The sequence below is a fragment of the Amycolatopsis sp. lyj-23 genome, from assembly GCF_046549135.1.
GTDB lineage: Bacteria > Actinomycetota > Actinomycetes > Mycobacteriales > Pseudonocardiaceae > Amycolatopsis.
In genome coordinates, this window is sequence record NZ_JAJPWN010000017.1 from 182,306 (window position 1) to 202,023 (window position 19,718).

Here is a 19,718-nt window from a genome sequence, read left to right on the forward strand (position 1 = left end):
TATGACTGCCGTACGCGCGGGATTCCTGCTCCAGTTGCGCTTCTACCGCCACTATCCCGACCTGCTCGTCCCGCTGCTGATCGCGCCGCTCTACGGCGGGATCTTCGCGATGGTGATGAGCTACAACGGCCGCGGCGATCTCGCCGGTGCCGCTTCGCTCGCGCCGTTCTACATGTCATTGTGGTGGTTTGCCTTGTTCAGCGGCGGTTGGATCATCCAGACCGACCGTTGGGAGGGCACCCTTGAATACGTCGTGTCGGCGCCCGCCGGGTTTGCTGGGGTGGTCTTCGGCCGGGTCGCTGCGACGGTGCTGCCCGGAATCGTGGCGTTCGCCGAGACCTGGCTGTTCGCCCGGTATGCGCTGCACAGCGACGTCACCGTCCGGCACTGGGGCGTCTTAGTCGGCTCCCTCGCGCTGACGTTGTTCGCTACGGCGGCAACCGCGCTGCTGATGGCCGCCGCGTTCGTACTGGCCCGCAACGCCGTCACCTTCTCCAACTCGGCCAGCTTCCCATTCTATGTGCTCGGCGGGATCCTCGTGCCGGTCGCGTTGCTGCCCGGATGGCTCCAGCCCCTGTCGAAGGTGGTCTTCCTCTCCTGGTCGGCCGACCTGCTGCGGGCCGGGATCGCCACCGGCCCGGTTCCGCACCCCCTGCTCGGGCTCGTTATGGTCGCACTGCTTGGAGCGGCTGCCCTCATCGCCGGGACGGCCGTGCTGCGGCGGATCCTCGTCCAGGTGCGCCGCACCGGAGAGCTGGCACTGCGATGACTCTGTTGCTGGTGATCCGTCGCGCGTTCTGGCTTGGCGCCCGCGACTACACGTCCATCTTCACCTGGAAAACATGGCTAACCAACTGGTTCGTTCGGGTGGTCGCCCAGGTCAGCTTCTTCGCCCTGGTCGGCCGGCTGGTCGGCGCCCCGGGGCAAACCGAGTTCCTGTTGGTTGGCAACGCCGTGATGTTGGCCGCGATGGTTGGCATGTGGGCCGTCAACATGGTCAGCTGGGAGCGCAGCGCAGGCACTCTGCCGCTGCTGGCGGCTAGTCCGACCCATCCCGCGGTGGTGCTCGCGGCGAGGGGGGCGTATCTGGTCCTCGACGGCACGCTGTCGGCTTCCGGCGCGCTGCTGGTGACTGCGGTGATGTTCGGAACTCCGTTGCCGTCGTCGCGGGTGCCCGTTGTGATCATTCTGATCGCGGTGGTCGCGGCGTCAGCGTACTGCTTCGGCACCCTGGCCGGTAGCCTGCTGCTCGGCTTCCGATCGATCGAGACGATTGTGACCAACGTCGGCCTGGTCACCTTGATGACGTTGTGCGGAGTGAACGTGCCTCTGGACTTCTACCCGGAACCGCTGCGCTGGGTGTCGTCGCTGCTGCCACTGACCCACGGTCTGGTGGCCGTACGACTCGCGGTAGCCGGCGATTTTCGGGGCGCGCTGCTGCCCACCATGCAGGAGGCATTGGTCGGCACAGGCTGGCTGACTGTCTGCCTACTCGCCGTCTCCACGATCATGCGGCGCGGGCGCCGAACCGGCACCCTCGACTTCGCGTCATGACGGCTACCCGCGCCCCGGAAGTGGTGCTGAGCACGGTCTCCTCGGACTCGCACACCTGGAATCTGATCTTCCTCGAGCTGCTTCTAACCGAGACGGGGTACCGTGTGCACAACCTTGGTGCGTGCGTACCGGACAACCTGCTCCTTGGTGCCTGCCGCACCTTGCGTCCAGACCTGCTGGTGCTGAGCTCTGTCAACGGCCACGGCGGGATGGACGGACAGCGCGCGATCCGCCGACTGCGCGGCACACCAGGCCTGGATACCTTGCCCGCGGTGATCGGGGGCAAGCTGGGCACAGATGGGGAGGCCGGCGTGGACGCCCGTCGGGCTAGGCTAATCGCAGCCGGATTCGACGCGGTATTCGAGGGACAGGACGCGGTGGCGAACTTCCGGACATTTGCCCGTGGCCTGCGAACCGCTGCGCCGGCTCTGGATGTCCTGCGATGAGCAGCGGACGAGACTTCGGCGGTTTTGTCCGGCGAGCCCGGGCCCAAGGCGAGGTCGTCGTGCAGCCTCGAATGGGGTTCGGCGATCCGGCCCGGATGCGCTCGGGGCTGATCGCAGTGGCCGCAGCTCCGGCCGCCACAGCCGGCACGATCACCGTCGACAGCTATACGCGGCTCGGAGACTATGCCGGCGTACGGGCAGCGCTCGCGGCGGGGGAGCGCCTCAACGGCTACCCCATCGTCACGGCCAGGCGGCGGACAACTGAGGACGTTGTCCGCGGCCTCCTCGAGGAGTTCCCGATCCAGGTGCGTCACGGCTGCCCCACACCGCTCGACATCGTCCGGGCGATGACCGGCGCCGGCCTGTTCGCGACTGAGGGCGGCCCGCTGTCGTACTGCCTGCCGTACAGCCGGACGCCGGTGTCCGAGTCGGTCGCCAACTGGCGGCGGACCTGTGAGCTGCTTGCCGCCGTGCGCGGTCCCGGGATCGAGCCGCATCTGGAGACCTTTGGTGGCTGCCTGATGGGCCAGCTCTGCCCGCCGGAGCTGCTGATCGCGGTCAGCGTGCTGGAAGCACTATTCTTCCGGCAGCACGGCCTGCGCAGCGTTTCACTGAGCTACACCCAGCAGACCAATCATGAGCAGGACCGGGAGGCGCTGCGGGCGCTGCGGGTTCTGGCTGGTGAGTATCTCGCCGGCATCGACTGGCACATCGTTCTGTACACCTACATGGGCGTCTTCCCGCGGACCGCGGACGGCGCGCGGTCGCTGAGCCACCAGGCCGCGCGGCTGGCCGCCGACGGCCACGCCGACCGGCTGATCGTCAAGACTGTCGCCGAGGCACACCGGATCCCGACGATCGCGGAGAACACCAGGGCACTGCTCGATGCGGCGGCCGACATCACGGCGGCGGCCGCCGACCGGACACGCGGAACCGACGGCTGCTCCGATACCGTTCTGCACGACGCACACACCTTGATCGAAGCGGCCCTCGAACTGTCGCCGGACGCTGGCACCGCCCTGACGGAGGCGCTGCGCCGCGGCTACCTGGACGTCCCGTTCTGCCTACACCCCGACAATCCCGGCCGGGCGGTCTCCCGCATCGCCGCGAACGGACGGCTGGCCTGGCTTTCCGTCGGCTCAATGCCGCTGCGTCCCGGCACCGGCACCACGCCTCTAACCTCGGCCGCGCTGCTGGCCGATCTGGCTCACGTGGCTGTCCGCTTCGATGGCCCCCAACCAGGGGGAGTCCGATGACCACGAACACTTTGACCCGCGATCCGCTGTCTGTGAAGCAGGAGGCTTCGCAACGCAACAGTTGCGGCCAGGACACCACCTGGAAGCCGTTCGAACTAACTGTGTCGCTGTCGGTGCGGAACAAGTGTGGAGCTGCGGGCTCGCGGCCGCAGGCCCCCGGAGTTCGTCGTCGTGTCCTGTCGGGGACGGATCGACCCTAGGCCACAGGCCGCCTCCGTCTCGAACAAACGCACTTGAAGTCCACTTCTCGGAAAGGCGAGTTCCATGTCCTACAACGGGAGCGCGTCCGCTGTCGCGGACGTGCACTTCTCCACCTCCGCGCGGTCCAACCAGGACCTGATCGCGGCTGAACTCGCGGCCGGTGATCTGCTCAAAGCGCTCGGGGTATCGCTCGACCACCCGTCCACGCAAGAGACGCCGGGCCGTATGGCCCGCGCACTCGCCGAGATCATCACTCCAGCCGAGTTCACCGCCACCACCTTCCGCATTGAGGAGGGAGGTGCCGGTCTCGTGCTCCAGTGCGAGATCCCGTTCCGAACCTTGTGCGAACACCACATGCTCCCCTTCTCCGGAGTCGCGCACGTTGGATACCTGCCGGGCGAGCGCGTCATCGGCCTGTCGAAGTTGACTCGCCTCGTCGAGCACTACGCGGCGCGGCCACAGGTGCAGGAGCGGCTCACTTATCAGATCGGGGCGTGGCTCAACGAGAACCTCGGCGCGCTCGGCGCCGGTGTGGTGACCAAGGCGGAGCACTCGTGCATGGCTCTGCGTGGTGTTCGGGTGGCCGGCGTCCACACCATCAACAGTGCGTGGTTCGGCGAGCTGCGTGAGTCCGCCTCGCAACGCGACCAGCTCCTTTCGTTGGCAGGTCTGAAGTGATGCCACCGCAGGTGAGTCGCGCACCGCTGTCCTGGCAACAGGAGTCACTAGTGCTGCGCCTGGCCCAGTTCGGAGCCGGCGAGATTCACACCGACTTCCAGGTCCCCGAGGAAGTGACCGACGCCGAGCTGGTGCGGCGGTGCCAGTGGCTAGTCAGTCGCGAGGCTGCTCTGCACACTCTGGACCACTACGTGGACGGAGCCTTCCTCGACGGGACGTTGAGGGTGGAGATGACCCGCCACGACTGCGATTCACCCGAGGACGTGCGGCGGTTCATCAGTGAGAGCCGCCACCACGACTTCCCCAGATCGGCAGGAGAGCCTCGATGGCGGTTCTGGCTGGTCCGCCACCCTGACCATGCGGGGAGGCCTGTGCGCAGCGGGTTGGCAATTTTCGACCATTTCATCGCCGATCGACGCAGCGCCGCGTTGGCGCGGCGGGAGCTTGCCACCGGAGTGCCCTTCCGGCAGCCCGGCTCCCCTGGTGACTACCGGGACTGGATCGACAGCCAGCGAATCGAGTTCAATCCCGGCACGCACCACGGCCGGGCAGCAGCCGGCTTCTGGCGGCGACACCTGGACGGAGGCTCGCCGAACGAGGCTACGCCCCTACCCGTGTATGCCGACGCGCCGACGGGCCAGAGGCGGGGCACCATCTGGCACAGCGTTCATGTGCCGGTCGACGTCGAGCACCTGACGCGGATCTGCCGGGCTAGCGGCTGCACGCCGTTCGTGCTGACGATGGCGTCGATCGCGGCCACGACGGCAGAGTTGTCCAAATCGGACGATCTTACCCTTCGGATCGTCACCAGCGGGAGAACACCGAGCTCGGCGGCTACCTTCGGCTGGCTCAACTCGTGCGTGCCGATCCGGCTGCGCCATCGCGAACTCGCCGCCCTTCAAGGCGCACTTGCTGCCGCTAAGCAGGCATGGCGGGAGGTTCTCCCGTACCAGCACACGCCGTGGGAGTACCTGTGGCGGACCTGCGCTCCCGATGGGGCTCCCGAGCACGGATGGCTCGGTGGTCGCCGACAGCTGTTGGTCAACTATTTCCCCGACACCGTGGATGGGCTGGATGAGTCCGCCTTCGTCGACCGCGTGGATCCGGTGCTACAACAAGACTATCTCGCCCTCTACATCGTCCCGCTGTCATCCGGCGGGTTCATGTTCCGGTTAATCGGCGACGCCGACGACGTGGATCCGGTGCTTGCGCGCCGATTGCTCGATACCCTTCGCGCAAACTTCCTGTCCCACGCTCGCACCATGGGGAAGGGCGTTGCCCATCAGGAACATGGGAGACAGCTGTGACAACCGACGCCGTGCCCACCCCGGAAATCGGCGACTGGGGTCTGTGGCCGACGATGATGCTGCGCGGGGCCGGCTTCCCCGTCAACGGTGTCGCCCTCCTAGCCGATCCCGATCTTGCCAGCCTCGCCGACACCGCCACCGAGGACGCGTCGACCTACAACTCGGAGGCCTACGCGGACGCGTGGCAACGAACCAGTGAGCTTCTCAGCGGTGAGGTCGCCGGAATCGCGCGGTCGAGCCAGTTCCGTCTGGCGGTCACCTGGCAGAACCCCCGTTTCCTCGCCACCGGCGTCGCGCCGTACCTGCGCGGCCTCGCCGGTGACCGAGCTGCCAGCAGCAGGCAGCGGGCACGTGAGCAGACGATCGCTGCGTACTGGCAGAGGTACTGCCTGAAGAACGAGTCCATTGGCTTCTTCGGACCCGTTTCGTGGGCGGGTATCGACATGCGGCACACCGCGTCTGTGATCACGGCTGGCTCGAAGCTGACCGAAGACGCTGTTGTCCACTTGGAACGCTGGCCGGTGGAGTTGCTGGCTCGCCGAATCGAGGCCATGTCTGACCTCCGCCCGTGGCTGCGACCGCGCAGAAGTCCACTCGTTTACGTCGGAGCCGAAGAGGTGCGGCTCGCGTCCGGACACACTGTCGTTGTCGACGAGCTCGGCCGCCGGATGCTCAGCCTTGCGGACGGCACCCGGACCGCTGCGGAGCTGGCGCGCCAACTCATCGGCGTGGCCGGCACCGGATCGCTGGACGAACAGGCGGTCTACGGGAAGCTCGAGGAGCTACGCCGACGTCGCCTGGTGATCTGGCGTCTGGAGCTAGCCGTCTCGTCAGCGCCCGAGCAGGAGTTAATGGCGGTGGTGGAGCGCATTGACGACCCGGCGCTGCGCGAGTCCGCGATGCGGCAGGTGTGCGCGCTCGTCGACGCCAGAGCTCGCCTGCAAGCGGTGTGGGACCGACCGGATGAGTTGCTGGACGAACTTGCTTGCCTGGAAAGAATCCACGTCGAGCAGACAGGTGCGCCCGCGACGCGTAACGACGGTCAAGCTTACGGCGGCCGTACGCTGGCGTTCCTGGACTGCCGCCGGGACCTGTCCGCACGGATGGGTTCTTCCTTCGTTGACGCCTTACGTCCACTCGAACCCGTGCTCGACAGCGTTCGCTGGCTGACGTGGCGCATCGGTGAGCTGCTGCGACCACGTCTGCACGAGGCATACCTGCGCGCGCAGCACGCGGCGGGGGCGAAATCGGGTGCTCAGGTCGATGCCGCTGCCTTCTGGACGACATGCATGACGATGTTCGGAGCGTCTTTAGGCACGCTTGTATCTGAGGCATTGGAAGAGTTCCATGAACGCTGGTACACAATGGTTCCGCTGGGTGACGGACAGCACCAAGTAGATCTCCGACTGGAGCAGATCGCTTCGTCGGTCCAGGAGCTCTTCGCCGCTCCGGCCAGCGGCTGGGACCAGGCCCGCATGGTGTGTCCGGACGTCATGCTCGTCGCGGCCAACGTGCAGGACGTCGAGCACGGCAGGTTCACGCTGGTGCTCGGCGAGGTACACGCGGCGATGATCTCGCTCGACTACCTCACTCTGGTGGCACGTCACCGCGATGCCGCCGAATTGGAGCAGTGCGTGGACCTGGCCTTCCCAGGACCGCGGTTGCTGCCAGTGCTGCCTCCGGAAAGCCGTCCGCAGTTCACCGCGCGGTCGCACCCGGCCCTGATCCGGGACGCTGACCAGCGGATCACCCTGGTGCCTCAGACACCTCCGCCCGGGCACGGGCAGATCGTGCTCGGCGCCGACGCCGAGGTGCGTGAACACGACGGTGCTCTGTGGGTGGTGTGCCCGGACGGCACCGAGTTCCCCGCCGTGGACCTGTTCGGTGAAGTCGTGAAGTCGCAGCTGTTGCGCAGGTTCGAAATACTCCCGATCGACGGACACCGGCCGAGGATCACTATCGACGGTGCCGTGATAAGCCGGGAGGGCTGGGAGGTTCGCGCGACCGGTCTCGACTTCGCCCGCCAGCGCGACCCCGCGCAGAGGTTCGCCCAGGCACGGGCGTGGGCCCGCCGGCTGGGACTTCCCCGTCAGGTCTTCGTCAAGGTGCCGGGTGAGACCAAGCCCACCTTTGTCGACTTTGCTTCACCCGTGTTCGTGGACGTTCTCGCGACCAGTACTCGCCGTGTGGTAAGGAATGCCGCGCCAAGCGCTAATCCCGTACTGAAACTCACAGAGATGTTGCCCTCAACCGACCAGACCTGGCTCCCTGGTCCTGAAGGTGAAACCTACACGTGCGAGTTCCGCCTCGCCTGCTACGACCGGCGCGTGTCCCCACCGTCTACTCCGGTCTAGAGCCGCCGTCCACTCTGATGATCGGAGCAACACCTTGGAACTCACAACGGTAACGCTGAGCCAAACGCTCGCTCTCGTCGCGGAGGTGATCGGCATCGAACGGGTTTCTCCGGACGCCAACTTCTTCGACCTCGGAGGTGACTCGCTTAGTGCCGCCTTCCTGTCGCTGCTGCTGGACGAACGCCTAGGCGCCAGCGTCGACGTCTTTACCATCTACCAGGCCGAGGACATCCACTCGGTCCATCGGGCGGCGGTGGAGAAGTGATCACCGCACCCAGCGCAGGCGCGACTCGCACCACACCCTCTCCACTGGTGGACGCCCTCCGCGTCGTGGCGGCCGAGCATTCTGCCATGACCGCCGTGCGCGGCGCGCGCACGACCCTGCGCTACCGAGATCTCGTTGACAGGCTCGACGGCTGGGCCGACGACCTGCGCGGGCTGGACCTGCAGGCAGGTTCGTTGGTGGCATTGGACGTGGTCGATGCGACTTACCTGGCACCCGCTCACCTCGCGGTCCGTGCCGCAGGACATGTTCCCATGCTCCTCGACCCGCACCTGGCCCCCCGCCGACGTAGCGCGCTGCTCGACGCCAGCCGGCCCGCTCTGGTGATGGCGGTCCAGGAGCGAGCCGAGATCGACCCATTCGCGTCGAACCCGCGCACGTTGCCGTCCAAGGCCGGTTATCTCGGCTTCACCTCCGGCACCCAGGGCACCCCCAAAGGAATCGTTTCCTACGAGCCTGGCGTGATGCATTTCGCCGCCTGGGAGGCGCGGACCATCGGTCTACGTCGGGGAACGCCGGTGGGCATGATCAGCGCCCCGACATTCGAAGTCGTGTTCCGCGAATTGTTCATGACATTGCTCGGCGGCGGTGAACTGGTCCCGGCCACCTCCAGGGTGCGCGCGGACCCGTCCGCCGTCATCCCGTGGCTGGCCGACCACGAAGTGGAGGTAGTGCACGCGGTGCCGGGACTGGCCACTCGATGGCTGACGGCGAGCCCGGAGCATCCGATGCCGTTCCTGAGCTGGACCCTCTTCGCCGGTGAACCACTCCATGGAAGCCAGGTACGTGCGTGGCGCGTGCGCGCGCCTCGCAGTGAAGTCATCAATTTGTACGGACCGTCGGAAACGACACTGGCGAAGTTCTTTTACCACGTGCCACCGGATCCATCGCCGGGCATCCAGCCGGTTGGTCGTCCGCTGCCTGATACGGACCTGCAACGGCTGCCGCTGTCTACTCCGGGGAACAATGCCGGGAAGCGGGCTTTTCAGATTGGCATCGCGACGCCGTATGGCTCCCTCGGATACCTGGATGGAACAGGCACCGATTCGGACCACCAGGTATTGCGGCGGGAGTTCGGCCGGACCATCTTTTCCAGTCAGGACATCGGCGAGATCGACGACGCGGGCAACCTCGTCGTGCTCGGCAGGCTCGACAGCCGGGTCAAGCGTCGCGGCGTGTTCGTGGACCTTGCGCGGATCGAGGCTGCGGCAACCGACGTGCCTGGTGTCGGCCTGTCCTGCTGCGTGCAGACCTCCGCAGCAACAGGAAGCGCGGTCGCGCTGGTTGTGGAGTCGGCCGACGAGGACATTGTCGTTCGACTGCGTCGTGAGCTGCGCGGTGCGCTTGGGCCCGACGGGCCTGACCACGTGCTAGTGGTTCAGGCTCTGCCGCTGTCGCCCAACGCCAAGGTGGACCGACGTGCTGTGGCCGGCCTGGCGGAGACCGCTATTCGCCGAGGACCGAAGACGGGGCGGAAATGAGTCGCGCCACCGCGGTGGTGGTCGATCCGTATTCCTCGGGCACCAAGTACGCGAGCGCATTGATGCGGGCTGGGTTCTCACCGGTCGCCGTTCGATCACATCCTCGGCCCGCACGAGACTTCACCGCCACCTTCTGTCAGCAAGACTTCGACGATGGCTTTGAGGAGGAGGAATCGGGCGTCGACGGCGTCCTGCGTGAGCTGGTGCGCCGTAATGTGGTCGCTGTCCTGCCCGGAGCGGAGAGCGGCGTGCGGCTGGCCGACGCCCTCGCGACACACCTCACTCCCGGCCTGGCCAACGATCCCGGCCTGGCGACCGCCAGACGGCACAGGGGACTGATGCAGCAAGCCGTGGCCCGGCACGGCCTGCCCGTCATTCCCACACTTACGATCCGTGATCCGCAGGAAGCTGTCGAAGCGCTCGAACGCCCGGAGTTCGCTGGGCGCAGCCTCGTTGTGAAGCCGGCTACCGCCGTCAGTACCGACGGCGTCACGCTGGTCGAGGCCGGACAGCCCTGGCAACCCGCTGTGGTTGGGCTGCTGGGGCGCCGCAACGCCGTCGGGCTCGTGAACGAGGAGGTCGTGGTCCAACCACGGGTGCACGGCACTGAATACGCCGTGAACACGTTCAGCCACAACGGCAGGCATACGATTACGGACATTTGTCGCTACAACAAGGTTTCCAACGCCGGACACTTCGCTGTCTATCGCGACGTCGAGTTCCTGCGTGCCGATGATTCGGGACACGACGAGTTGACCGACTACGCGCGCCGAGCGCTCGACGCGGTCGGCTTCCGCTTCGGACCCGCGCACACCGAGATCATGCTCACCGCTGACGGACTTCGGTTGATGGAGGTGAACTCGCGGGTCGCGGGCAGCGGAATGGCCGCTGCGGCGGTGTTGGCGACAGGCGACAACGGCATGCGCATGACCGTCCAGCACCTGTTGGGCAAGCGCAACTTCGCCGACACGTACGAGCTCGTCCGCACCGTGCGGGTGGCGATGTTCGTGGCACCTGGTTCCGGCACGGTGCGCAACATCGAGGTGCTCGACGAAATCCGATCCCTGCCGACGTGCCGAGCCTTAGTACTCAACGTCGGCAACGGTGACCGCGTGTCGGCCACCTCCGACCTCCTCTCCTCGACGCGGTTCGGGTGGGCGCTGTTCGCGGACACCGATTCCCGCGCCGTAGATCGCGACCACGTGCGCGCCAGGAAGTGCGAAGAGCGATTGCGCATTCAGGCCTGAACGCGTCCAGCAATGCGACATGTGTCCACAGACGAGTCGTTTTCCCGAAACGACGGCAACAAAGGTGGTGGCGGTGAAGCAGTTCGATGTGATCGTCGTGGGTGGTGGACCGGCTGGCGCGTCGTGTGCGGTGTGGCTGAAGAACATGGGGCACAAGCCGTGCATCGTCGAGCGGCGTTCGGCACTCGGCGGGCTGGAGAACGACAACCCCTATGTGAACGACCTAATCGTGCCGTTGACGAACTGGAGAGGAGAGGAGATCGCCGCTGGCATCCACGACAACGTCCTGGGCCGCGGCATCTTCTGCCTGCTGAACACTGCAGTCGAATCGGTCAGACAGTCCGCGGAGGCATTCGTCGTCAACGAAGGCCTGCCCAGTGCCCTGTCGGCCAGGTACCTGGTCCTGGCCAGTGGAGTGCGACCCGCCGACGGCGGCCTGCTGCCGGGGTCCCGCGTGCTGATCGGCCCTGGCGCTCCGGTGGAGGAGGTGGACTTCCGCAGCTTGTCCGTCGCGGTCCTCGGTGGCGGCGACAACGCCTTCGAGAACTACCACATCATTAAGGCCAAGCAGGCCTCGGAAGTTCGGATCTTCGCTCGGACGATTAAAGCCGCTCACAGGTTCCGCGATCCAACACCTGTCAGCGACGTGCACGTTGGACCGTACGAGGTCGACACCACGGCGATGACCGTGTCCGGCCAGCCGTTCGACCTCATTGTCGTGCTCTACGGCTGGGCTCCTGCGATCGACTTCGCACACGGCCTTGGCGTCGAGCGGGACCCACGAGGGTTCGTCGTTACAGACCCGGCCACGACTGAGACCTCGGTACGCAACGTGTTCGCCATCGGTGAAGTGGCCCACCGCATGCACCCATGCTCGGTCACGGCCATGGCGGACGGGGTGGTCGCGGGCAGGGAGATCCAGCAGCGGCTGGATGCCCGCGCAAAAGAGACCTATCTCGCCTTGGCGCGCCAGGGCGAGCGAAATCGCAAGCCGTGCAACGAGAAAGATCATGGGGAGAGCTACTGATGTTGCCCGAGGCGCAGACCCCCGCAGAGAACGCGGTCATCAAAAGGCTCGCCGAGAACTGGTCCCGAAGGGCAACGGTCAAGAAGACCGGACTTGTGCTGGAGGACCTGTTCGAACCTGGCCGACCCGACTACCCGATCGGGCTCACCCCCATCTGGCGGCACCCCGAACTCGAGAACATCGACGAGAACGCGCTAAATCGCGCTCTCTTGCTGGCCGCGCTGGCGTTCCACCGGCATTCGATGGTGATCGAGCAGGAGATCGTCTGTCCCACGTTCGCCACGGTGGTGGGTAGCGACTTCAGCTTCCTTGAGGACGGAAACTTCGAGAGCGCGGTCGCTCAGGCCGCCGTGGACGAGCAATACCACACGTGGATGCACCTGAACGCGGCCCAGGAGTTGCGGAGGAGGCGACCGTGGAAGTTCCCGCTTCGCGAGTTGCCCGTGCCGGCTTTTGTCAGTCACCACAGGCAGGAGCGCGCGGTACAGGCGACGGAGTGGCAACGGCGCCTCCTCAGCCTGGCATACATGACGGTGACGGAGGTGTCGATCGACGCATACCTCAAGCTTGTAGCCGATGACAAGATCATCCAGCCGCTGAACAGCGTGACCGCCGCCTTGCACTGGCGGGACGAAATGTGCCATTCCTCCATCAGCGAGGAGCTTGCCAAAAGTGTCTTCTTCTGCGTTGGAACGGAGCAGAAAGACTTCTTCATGACTTCCATGATCGATGCTGTGCGGGTCTTCATGGCACAGGACATGTCGACGTGGAAGAGAATCGTTGTCCTTGCAGGTATTCGAGACGGCCGCAGGCTGCTGAACGAGTGCAGCGAGCAACCGGATGATCTTCGGCTGGTTCGTGACAACAGCGGGGTGCACCACCTGTGGCGACAGCTCAATGACATCGCTGGTGGACGGTACAACGCAATGCTCGACGACGAGGCCGTTCCTCTGGTGTGAGAAGGAACCACCACACGCGGGCGCACGGCGGCGGAGCAGGGGCCCGACGATGCCACCAGGGAACGACCTGCTGCTCTGGTTTACAGGAGCAGACGGAGGTTCACGGCCGGCCATGCAGTCGGCAACATTTGCCGGGAGGTCCTAGACTTTGCGTTCCAGCCGGTCCCACGGGCGTTCGTCTGCTGCTCACCAGAACGCCCCACCGGACGGGGAGTACCGTCAAGGACGGGCAGCGGGGGACACCGGAGGACGTCGATTGGCAAGTACCAGCTAGCGCATCAGACACCTGCGCGCCGTACCGCCTCGACCAGGCGCAGATGCCGTGTGCTTGAGCTTGGTCGTCTTCACTTCCAGAACCGCCGACGGAAAGGCCGCCAATGCCCGAATATATACCAGAGGACGACAATACGAAGGCCCGTTCAGCGAAGTGAACGGGCCTTCGCGCCGAATTCGGCTGACCGCTATCCACGGCAGTGGGCGGACTTTCTGGTCAGTGCCGCGACTCGCATACACATTGTGCCGGCTAGTCCTGAAACTATGCGAAGGTATGGCGGCGCTAGGGACCTTGCGCGCGCTGCAGAGAGTGTCCGGCTGGCCTCGTCGTGAGGTCAGGTAGCCGCGTCGTCCTGGGAATACTGCGGGCGTTGACGACTGTGAACCGCCGTTGAGGTCCACGGAGAATTGATAACATCTGGATTTCGGTGGCCAATATCTATAGGTTCACCAGAAGATGCAGCCACCCGGCCACCAGTACCGCTGGAAAAGATTCTCAAAGATCGCATAGAAGTCTCCAATCGTGACGAGGCCGTCTACGCGTCCGCCCGGTGCTGCGTCCGTAATGCCAAAAGCATCGCGATTGAGCTGATGCATATAGCCCCATGTCGCTTGAGTTCCGATGGCCTGAAGAATGAACCCCCGTGCTGCGGTTTCAAAGTCTTCCCTGCTGGCGAGACCGTCAGGCCGAGAGCCCGGCGCTGCAACTTCGATTCGCGCGAAGTTGTCCACGATAATGTGCATCCAGTCCCAGGCCAAGGAGCACATATCGACGTTGGCTCCAGCTGCAGCCATGTGGGTCTTAGTGGACTGCGTTTGTGCCGCGGGCGCCGCATTCGCCGCAGTCACACTTCCCAGGGCAATGGAGACCGCGGCCAGTGCAATGGTGGCAATTCGAGAAATTTTCACTTAGATCCTATCAGTAGGAGAGGCTCGCAAGAGCTCTCAATGATCTAGCGCATCATGATTACCACATGCTGAAGGTTACCTGCAAGGGTGCCTCATTTCGAATCGAATATTACTATCGATCGGAAACCGTTCATGTATCTCGGTTCCGCCTTCCAGCTTCTGATAAGAGCTCAACGCCCGGTCATGGACTCCTCCTAAGCCGGCTTAGTACGGCGACGTGCAAGGTCTGCCGGATCACCGACACTGCCGTCGCGAAGCTCCGGGAATGGAGTCGCACGTCAAGGTTGTCATGGAGTCATGTATAGATCGGCGCTGTGGTGTCTGCCTGACCCCGCGAGTGTGGGGCAAGCCCGGGGATTGGTGAGACCGACGGGTGACGAGGTTCTGGTGGAGTGTCGCCAGGCAGCCTTCCGTCGGCAAGCCCGCCACTTCTCGAAGTCTTCGGCGATCAATGCCGCGACACCGCCCTCGCATTCGCCTCTGGTTCAGCAGGGAGCGGTCGAGCCCGTCACTGGCCGACATATATACACCACGAGTGATAGTGGGAGACGTGGCTAGCGCTTTGAGCAAATTCGCTTCGAGGGTTGGCCTCATCAGATCGATACCCGTGATGCTCGCTCCGATGGCCGGCAATGTCTGGATTGGCCAGCCGGGTCTTCGTACCGGGGCGAAGGTGCGATCCAGGTGCAACTGGTCGCGCACCACGGCCTCCCTGTGATGGCCGGTCACCCCTGCTGTGACGAGTCTGCTGCGTGCCGGAACGCGGCGGCCGCGGCGTGGACGTCGTGTTCGGTGTGCGCCGCGGACAGCTGGACCCGGATGCGGTCTGTGCCGTGCGGCACGACAGGGAACGTGATGGGGACTACGTGCACTCCCTCGGAGCGCATGCGTTCCGCAACGCGGCTTGGGTCGTCGACGAGAACGGGAACGATCGGGTGTTCACCCGGCAGCACGTCGAAGCCTGACATCAGCTCGCGGAACAGCCGGGTGTTGGCGGCGAGCTGGGCGCGTTCGGAGTGCGCGGCAGCGGCCAATTCGAGTGCACGGAAATTGCCTGCTACCACAGTCGGTGGCAGGGAGTTCGAGAACACGTACGGGCGGGCCCGCCTTCGCAGAACCTGCGCGATCTCCCGGTGCGTGCTGACGTAGCCCCCGCTCGCACCGCCCAGCGCCTTGCCGAACGTTCCGGTCAGGATGTCGATGCGGTCGGCGACTCCGAAGTGTACCGGAGTGCCGCGGCCGCTCCCGCCGACGACGCCGACGCCGTGCGAATCGTCGACCATGACCAGTGCGCCATAGCGGTCAGCAAGATCGCAGATGCCCGGTAGCGGAGCCAGTGAGCCATCCATCGAAAACACGCCGTCAGTCGCGATCAGCACCCTGCGTGCTCCGGCGGCGACACGCAGCTGATCCTCCAGGTCGTCCAGCCGGCCGTTGCGGTAGCGCAGCCGACGAGCTTTGCACAGCCGGATGCCGTCGATGATCGAGGCGTGGTTGAGCTCGTCGGAAATCACCACGTCGTCCACGCCCAGCAGTGCCTCGAAGAGGCCACAGTTCGCGTCGAAGCAGGACGGGAACAGCACGGTTTCGGCGGTGCCGAGGTGCTGTGAGACGAGCGCTTCGAGATCCAGGTGCAGATCCTGCGTGCCGCTTATGAACCGTACGCTCGCTAGGCCGAAGCCGCGCTCGATGAGGGCGCACCGTGCCGCGTCGACGACCCGGGGATCGTCCGCCAGGCCCAGATAGTTGTTGGAGCTGAAGTTCAGCAGGGTCCGCCCGGCCGAGCTCACCTGACCCGACTGGGGCGAGTCGAACACCAGCACCTCCGGCCGCGGAGCGGCCAGTTCGGCGGAGAGCTGGGTACTCAATGATCCGTACACGTCCGCAAACTAGCCGACCCGCGGTGGTTACCGTCAACGCCCGTTACTTCCCAGTCCGAAGTTACCGGCCTTGCAGGTGCACATGCGTACGCGGCTAGTGTCATCGGTCATGACCCACACTCCCGGGCTGCCAGCCGTCATGACCGTCATCGGCTCCTACCGTGGCCTGCCCGTCTCCGACCCGCAGAGCATGGTGAGCGCCGAGTTGCCCCTTCCCGATCTGCGTCCCCACGACATCCTCGTCCGGGTCGCCGCGGTCTCGGTCAACCCTGCCGACGTCTCGCGCCGCGCGGCCGCACCCGAGGCGGACGTGCCGACCATCCTCGGCTACGACGCCGCAGGAACGGTCGTCGCGCTCGGTCCCGATGCTTCAGGTTTCACGCTCGGCGACGAGGTCTACTACGCGGGGGACGTGAGTCGGCCGGGCAGCAACGCCGAGTACCACGCGGTCGACTCCCGGATCGTCGGGCACAAGCCGGCGACGCTGACGTGGGCGCAGGCCGCCGCAGCGCCGTTGACCACGATCACCGCGTGGGAAGCGATGTTCGACAAGTTCAAGCTGACGCCGAGCAACCAGGGGACCCTACTTGTGGTCGCTGGCGCGGGTGGTGTGGGCTCAATGCTGATCCAGCTCGCCAAGAAGCTGACCAAGCTGACTGTGGTCGCGACCGCTTCCCGGGCGGAATCCCGTGACTGGGCGCTAGCGCTCGGCGCCGACGCGGTGGTTGATCACAGCGGGGACTTCGTTGCGAACGTCTTGGCGCAGGTGCCCGGAGGCGTGGACTACATTTTCAGTCCTTATTCGAAGGGGAACGTCGAGAACTACGCGAAGATCGGCAAAGCGTTCTCCGAGATCTGCGCGATTGACGGCCATCCCGACCTCGATCTCCAGCCGCTGATGCACCGGAGCATCAGCTGGCACTGGGAGTGGATGTTCACCCGCAGCGTTTACGAAACCGCCGACATCGCCACCCAGCGGAACTTGCTCGACCGCGTCGCGACAATGTTCGACTCCGGTGAGCTGCGGGCCACCCTGACCACGGAAATCAGCGGCTTCACGGCGGACAACTTGCGCAAGGCCCACGAGCTGGTGGAGTCCCAGCGCACGATCGGTAAGGTTGTCGTGACCCGATGATCGGGGAGGGCGGAGTGTCGCGCTGAACTCCGAAAAGCCCCGAACTGTTCGCCGTGTGGTGGTGTTCCTATAGTGGCTCGTTTCGCAGCGGTCGTAGTTCTGGAGCCGGTCGCGGGGTTGCCGGGTTGTCGAGGCAGCGTCTCCCGGGCACCGGAGTGATCCAAGGCCGACTTCATTTTGGTTATGTCGGCGCCCGGCTGAAATAGCGGGATCAAGCGGCAGGCGCCGCCGGGGAGACGCGACACTTCCCCGGCGGCTCCCCGTAGTCCCGGTCGCCCTCCGCTCGACCGGTTACGCTCTCCTGCACGCCGGCCATGGCTGTCCGCGCGGCGCCTCCACAGGGTAGTCGGTGTAGTTGGCGGCAGCGTCCCCCCGCAGAACGTTGCGGGATTGGGTTCGTTCAGCGGCGCCGACCCGATCAGACGTTCGACGAGAGCTTGGAATGAGCCAAGGCGAGCTTCGCCAGCAGGTCGGCCGGCCCGTCGTCCAGATCGGTGGCCTTGGTGGCCGAGTCGACATCCATCCGGTCCGGTTCACGACCGGTCTACCCGGCGACGCGCCAATGTCGGACACACCCATAGGCATCCCGGTCCTTAACGAGATGTACTGAGGCCCGGTCTTGCCTGACGATCAGGAGGCGGAAGCGTGCGTAGGTCGTCCGGGTCCGAAACTGACGAAGAGCTCGGCTATCGCCAGGAAGTCGCGCCGACAGGTGAGGAGCAGCACCCAGGCGGCGACATCATCGCCCGGCATCAGCACGAGCAGCACCAACTGATCTATGTCAGCTCGGGGGTTGTAGCTACACGCACGGCAAGTGGAGCTTGGATCGTAGGGCCAGGTAGTGCGGGCTGGGTGCCAGCTGGCGTATGGCACGAGCACCGCTGCTACGGCAACAGCACTCTGCATACTCTCGGGTTCACTGCAGGGGAGGCGCCGCTACCAGCAGCACCCGCTGTAATACCAGTTGGCTCTCTGTTGCGAGAGCTGCTTGTTGCCTACACCGGCGACGGAGTGGCTGGCGAAGAACTCAGACACCTACGTACCGTCATTCTCGACCGGCTTCACGGCAGCGGTGGCGGGCCCCTGCTGTTACCCCAAGCTCGCGACCCACGATTAGCGTGTGCCTGCCGGTTGGCCGTCGCCGATCTGCAGCAACCGCTCTCACTCGACCAAATCGCAGTGGGTGCCGGGACATCGACACGGACTCTGAGTCGGTTGTTCCGCAGTGAACTCGGAATGACCTACCCACAGTGGCGCTCAAGGGTACGTATATTCCACGCGATGATCGACCCCACCGCTGGCGTGCCGGTTACCGAGACCGCGTATCGTAACGGCTGGGCGACAGTCAGCGCTTTCATCGACACGTTCACCCGTGTTACGGGTTGCACGCCGGGTCGCTACCGGCGGCAGTGACCAATCATCGAGGTAGACGCTCGGCCAACCAGCGGAGTGCGAGCGGATACCGGTGATCGATCCCGGCATGCGTCCCCTCGAATACCTCACAGTGGATTCGGTCCTCGGCCAGCCCAGCCCGTCGTAACGCAGCGGCGAACTCGAGCGCGGCAAGGTCAAGATAGTAGTCGTCCCGATCGCCCGCATCGAGCCAGACGGAGCCCAGGTTCCGCACAGCATCGGTGTGACGAGCAGCCATACGTACTGGGTCCCGGTCCAGCCAGCGTTGCCAGATATCGGGGATGATGGCGCCAGTGCGCTGATCGAATGGCAGCTGCGGGCGCCCGTCCGGGCCGGGTGAGAAACACGCAGCTACCCCCCACAGTTCGAGCAGCATCCCGTCGTGTGGTCTGCTGAACGGCGCGCGGTCGGTGTACGTCCGCGGGCTCACGTCAACGGCGAACCGCACGAGAGCACGTCGATCGCCCACGCCACCCTCGCCGGCGGCGCCGAGCTCGTCTTCGACCTGACGACCGAACCGGCCGGGTGGGGTGAAGTCGGCCCACCAACGCGTGATGTCGGCGTCGTATTCGCGCAGCGCGCGAGTCGCAGCTCCGAACTCCGCGGCATAGGGTAGCTCGAACGATGCGTCGCCGGCGTGGCTGGCCAGAGCGCCGAACAGATCCGGTCGTAGCAGCGGAGTGATCATCGCACCGTAGCCACCAGACGACTTGCCGGTGATCGCCCGTGACTCTGCTGCCACGATCGTCCGGTAGTGCCCGTCGATCCACGGCACGACCTCGTCGCAAAGATAGGAGTGATACGCGCCAGTACCGGCCGAGTCAACGAATTGCGACCCACCGTACGAAGTCCAGGTATCCACCAGGACGACGAGGCAGCTCGGCACGGAGCCGTCACGAAACAGTGCATCCACATTCTCAAGGTAAGAGTGCCGGAACGGAGTGCGGTTCTCCCACATCGTGAGGTAACCCGTGTACCCCTGAATGACGTAGATTGTCGGGTAGCTCCGAGCGTCGTCATCGTACCCCGGCGGCACATAGACCCACATCGGCCTTTCGTGCGGATCCCCCAGCAGGTTAGGGCGCAGACACTCGGAGGCTATCCAGTGCCGGTCGACTCGGCCGAGCAGGTCAACGCCCCATGGTGGCTTATTGGTTCCGAACATGCACTGATCTTGCTACAGCGTGCCGTGACGACGCTTCTCGATTTACGCCACTGGCTGATAGAAATCGGCCACCGCCGCAACGTCGGGCAAAATCTATAAGCACTCCAGGCCTGCGTTCGTTGAGGTCGAGATCCACTGGATGGTTACGAC

18 protein-coding genes are annotated in these 19,718 nt (G+C 65.1%); 14 read left to right on the top strand and 4 right to left on the bottom strand.

Going from position 1 to position 19,718, the window contains the following annotated elements:
• Window position 1: 1 nt before the first annotated feature.
• The 12 genes from ACLJPY_RS36665 (at window position 2) to ACLJPY_RS36720 (ending at window position 12,793) form a co-directional block, all read left to right on the top strand.
• Window positions 2–769, top strand: coding sequence for an ABC transporter permease (locus ACLJPY_RS36665; RefSeq protein ID WP_410595588.1), 768 nt, complete (start codon window positions 2–4; stop codon window positions 767–769).
• Window positions 766–1,554 carry an ABC transporter permease gene (locus ACLJPY_RS36670; RefSeq protein WP_410595589.1) on the top strand — a complete coding sequence of 263 codons (789 nt, stop codon included), beginning with the start codon at window positions 766–768 and terminating at the stop codon, window positions 1,552–1,554. The genes ACLJPY_RS36665 and ACLJPY_RS36670 overlap by 4 nt, the downstream gene beginning before the upstream one ends.
• The gene (locus ACLJPY_RS36675; RefSeq protein ID WP_410595590.1) at window positions 1,551–2,000 is read left to right on the top strand and encodes a cobalamin B12-binding domain-containing protein; all 450 of its coding nucleotides are present in this window, start codon (window positions 1,551–1,553) and stop codon (window positions 1,998–2,000) included. The genes ACLJPY_RS36670 and ACLJPY_RS36675 overlap by 4 nt, the downstream gene beginning before the upstream one ends.
• The gene (locus ACLJPY_RS36680; RefSeq protein ID WP_410595591.1) at window positions 1,997–3,256 is read left to right on the top strand and encodes a methylaspartate mutase; all 1,260 of its coding nucleotides are present in this window, start codon (window positions 1,997–1,999) and stop codon (window positions 3,254–3,256) included. The genes ACLJPY_RS36675 and ACLJPY_RS36680 overlap by 4 nt, the downstream gene beginning before the upstream one ends.
• A 264-nt stretch (window positions 3,257–3,520) precedes the next feature.
• Window positions 3,521–4,135 (top strand): GTP cyclohydrolase I, encoded by a 615-nt coding sequence (folE, locus tag ACLJPY_RS36685; protein ID WP_410595592.1) that lies wholly within the window; start codon window positions 3,521–3,523, stop codon window positions 4,133–4,135.
• 50 nt (window positions 4,136–4,185) lie between these two features.
• Complete coding sequence (locus tag ACLJPY_RS36690) at window positions 4,186–5,442, top strand: condensation domain-containing protein (protein WP_410595593.1); 1,257 nt, start codon at window positions 4,186–4,188, stop codon at window positions 5,440–5,442.
• A complete protein-coding gene (locus tag ACLJPY_RS36695; RefSeq protein ID WP_410595594.1) occupies window positions 5,439–7,796 on the top strand; it encodes a lantibiotic dehydratase in 2,358 nt (785 codons plus the stop codon). The genes ACLJPY_RS36690 and ACLJPY_RS36695 overlap by 4 nt, the downstream gene beginning before the upstream one ends.
• Window positions 7,723–8,061 (top strand): phosphopantetheine-binding protein, encoded by a 339-nt coding sequence (locus tag ACLJPY_RS36700; protein ID WP_410595595.1) that lies wholly within the window; start codon window positions 7,723–7,725, stop codon window positions 8,059–8,061. The genes ACLJPY_RS36695 and ACLJPY_RS36700 overlap by 74 nt, the downstream gene beginning before the upstream one ends.
• A 65-nt stretch (window positions 8,062–8,126) precedes the next feature.
• Window positions 8,127–9,560 (top strand): AMP-binding protein, encoded by a 1,434-nt coding sequence (locus ACLJPY_RS36705; protein ID WP_410595653.1) that lies wholly within the window; start codon window positions 8,127–8,129, stop codon window positions 9,558–9,560.
• On the top strand, window positions 9,557–10,807 hold the full coding sequence (locus tag ACLJPY_RS36710) for an ATP-grasp domain-containing protein (RefSeq protein WP_410595596.1): 1,251 nt from the start codon (window positions 9,557–9,559) through the stop codon (window positions 10,805–10,807). The genes ACLJPY_RS36705 and ACLJPY_RS36710 overlap by 4 nt, the downstream gene beginning before the upstream one ends.
• 73 nt (window positions 10,808–10,880) lie before the next feature.
• On the top strand, window positions 10,881–11,834 hold the full coding sequence (locus tag ACLJPY_RS36715; RefSeq protein ID WP_410595597.1) for an NAD(P)/FAD-dependent oxidoreductase: 954 nt from the start codon (window positions 10,881–10,883) through the stop codon (window positions 11,832–11,834).
• Window positions 11,834–12,793: a diiron oxygenase gene (locus ACLJPY_RS36720; protein WP_410595598.1), complete on the top strand. Its 960-nt coding sequence runs from the start codon at window positions 11,834–11,836 to the stop codon at window positions 12,791–12,793. The genes ACLJPY_RS36715 and ACLJPY_RS36720 overlap by 1 nt, the downstream gene beginning before the upstream one ends.
• 720 nt (window positions 12,794–13,513) lie before the next feature.
• Here ACLJPY_RS36720 and ACLJPY_RS36725 read toward each other — a convergent pair.
• A complete protein-coding gene (locus ACLJPY_RS36725; RefSeq protein WP_410595599.1) occupies window positions 13,514–13,975 on the bottom strand; it encodes a hypothetical protein in 462 nt (153 codons plus the stop codon).
• A gap of 725 nt (window positions 13,976–14,700) precedes the next feature.
• Complete coding sequence (locus tag ACLJPY_RS36730; protein WP_410595600.1) at window positions 14,701–15,855, bottom strand: glycine C-acetyltransferase; 1,155 nt, start codon at window positions 15,853–15,855, stop codon at window positions 14,701–14,703.
• Between the two features lie 109 nt (window positions 15,856–15,964).
• Between ACLJPY_RS36730 and ACLJPY_RS36735 the strand changes: the two genes are divergently transcribed.
• A complete protein-coding gene (locus tag ACLJPY_RS36735) occupies window positions 15,965–16,990 on the top strand; it encodes a zinc-binding alcohol dehydrogenase family protein (protein WP_410595601.1) in 1,026 nt (341 codons plus the stop codon).
• A gap of 630 nt (window positions 16,991–17,620) precedes the next feature.
• Here ACLJPY_RS36735 and ACLJPY_RS36740 read toward each other — a convergent pair.
• Entirely contained in the window at window positions 17,621–17,758 is a 138-nt protein-coding gene (locus tag ACLJPY_RS36740; RefSeq protein ID WP_410595658.1) for a hypothetical protein, read from the bottom strand.
• On the opposite strand from ACLJPY_RS36740, the gene ACLJPY_RS36745 reads away from it, so the two are divergent.
• Window positions 17,732–18,403, top strand: coding sequence for an AraC family transcriptional regulator (locus tag ACLJPY_RS36745; protein WP_410595654.1), 672 nt, complete (start codon window positions 17,732–17,734; stop codon window positions 18,401–18,403). The genes ACLJPY_RS36740 and ACLJPY_RS36745 overlap by 27 nt on opposite strands.
• Before the next feature lie 4 nt (window positions 18,404–18,407).
• Here ACLJPY_RS36745 and ACLJPY_RS36750 read toward each other — a convergent pair whose 3' ends face one another.
• Window positions 18,408–19,568: an alpha/beta hydrolase gene (locus tag ACLJPY_RS36750; RefSeq protein ID WP_410595602.1), complete on the bottom strand. Its 1,161-nt coding sequence runs from the start codon at window positions 19,566–19,568 to the stop codon at window positions 18,408–18,410.
• Window positions 19,569–19,718 lie beyond the last annotated feature (150 nt).

Excerpts from the sequence above, each read along its gene's own strand:
- ACLJPY_RS36665 (WP_410595588.1), top strand. The coding sequence starts at position 2 with ATGACTGCCGTACGCGCGGGATTCCTGCTCCAGTTGCGCTTCTACCGC.
- ACLJPY_RS36670 (WP_410595589.1), top strand. The coding sequence starts at position 766 with ATGACTCTGTTGCTGGTGATCCGTCGCGCGTTCTGGCTTGGCGCCCGC.
- ACLJPY_RS36675 (WP_410595590.1), top strand. The coding sequence starts at position 1,551 with ATGACGGCTACCCGCGCCCCGGAAGTGGTGCTGAGCACGGTCTCCTCG.
- ACLJPY_RS36680 (WP_410595591.1), top strand. The coding sequence starts at position 1,997 with ATGAGCAGCGGACGAGACTTCGGCGGTTTTGTCCGGCGAGCCCGGGCC.
- folE (WP_410595592.1), top strand. The coding sequence starts at position 3,521 with ATGTCCTACAACGGGAGCGCGTCCGCTGTCGCGGACGTGCACTTCTCC.
- ACLJPY_RS36710 (WP_410595596.1), top strand. The coding sequence starts at position 9,557 with ATGAGTCGCGCCACCGCGGTGGTGGTCGATCCGTATTCCTCGGGCACC.
- ACLJPY_RS36720 (WP_410595598.1), top strand. The coding sequence starts at position 11,834 with ATGTTGCCCGAGGCGCAGACCCCCGCAGAGAACGCGGTCATCAAAAGG.
- ACLJPY_RS36735 (WP_410595601.1), top strand. The coding sequence starts at position 15,965 with ATGACCCACACTCCCGGGCTGCCAGCCGTCATGACCGTCATCGGCTCC.
- ACLJPY_RS36750 (WP_410595602.1), bottom strand. The coding sequence starts at position 19,568 with ATGTTCGGAACCAATAAGCCACCATGGGGCGTTGACCTGCTCGGCCGA.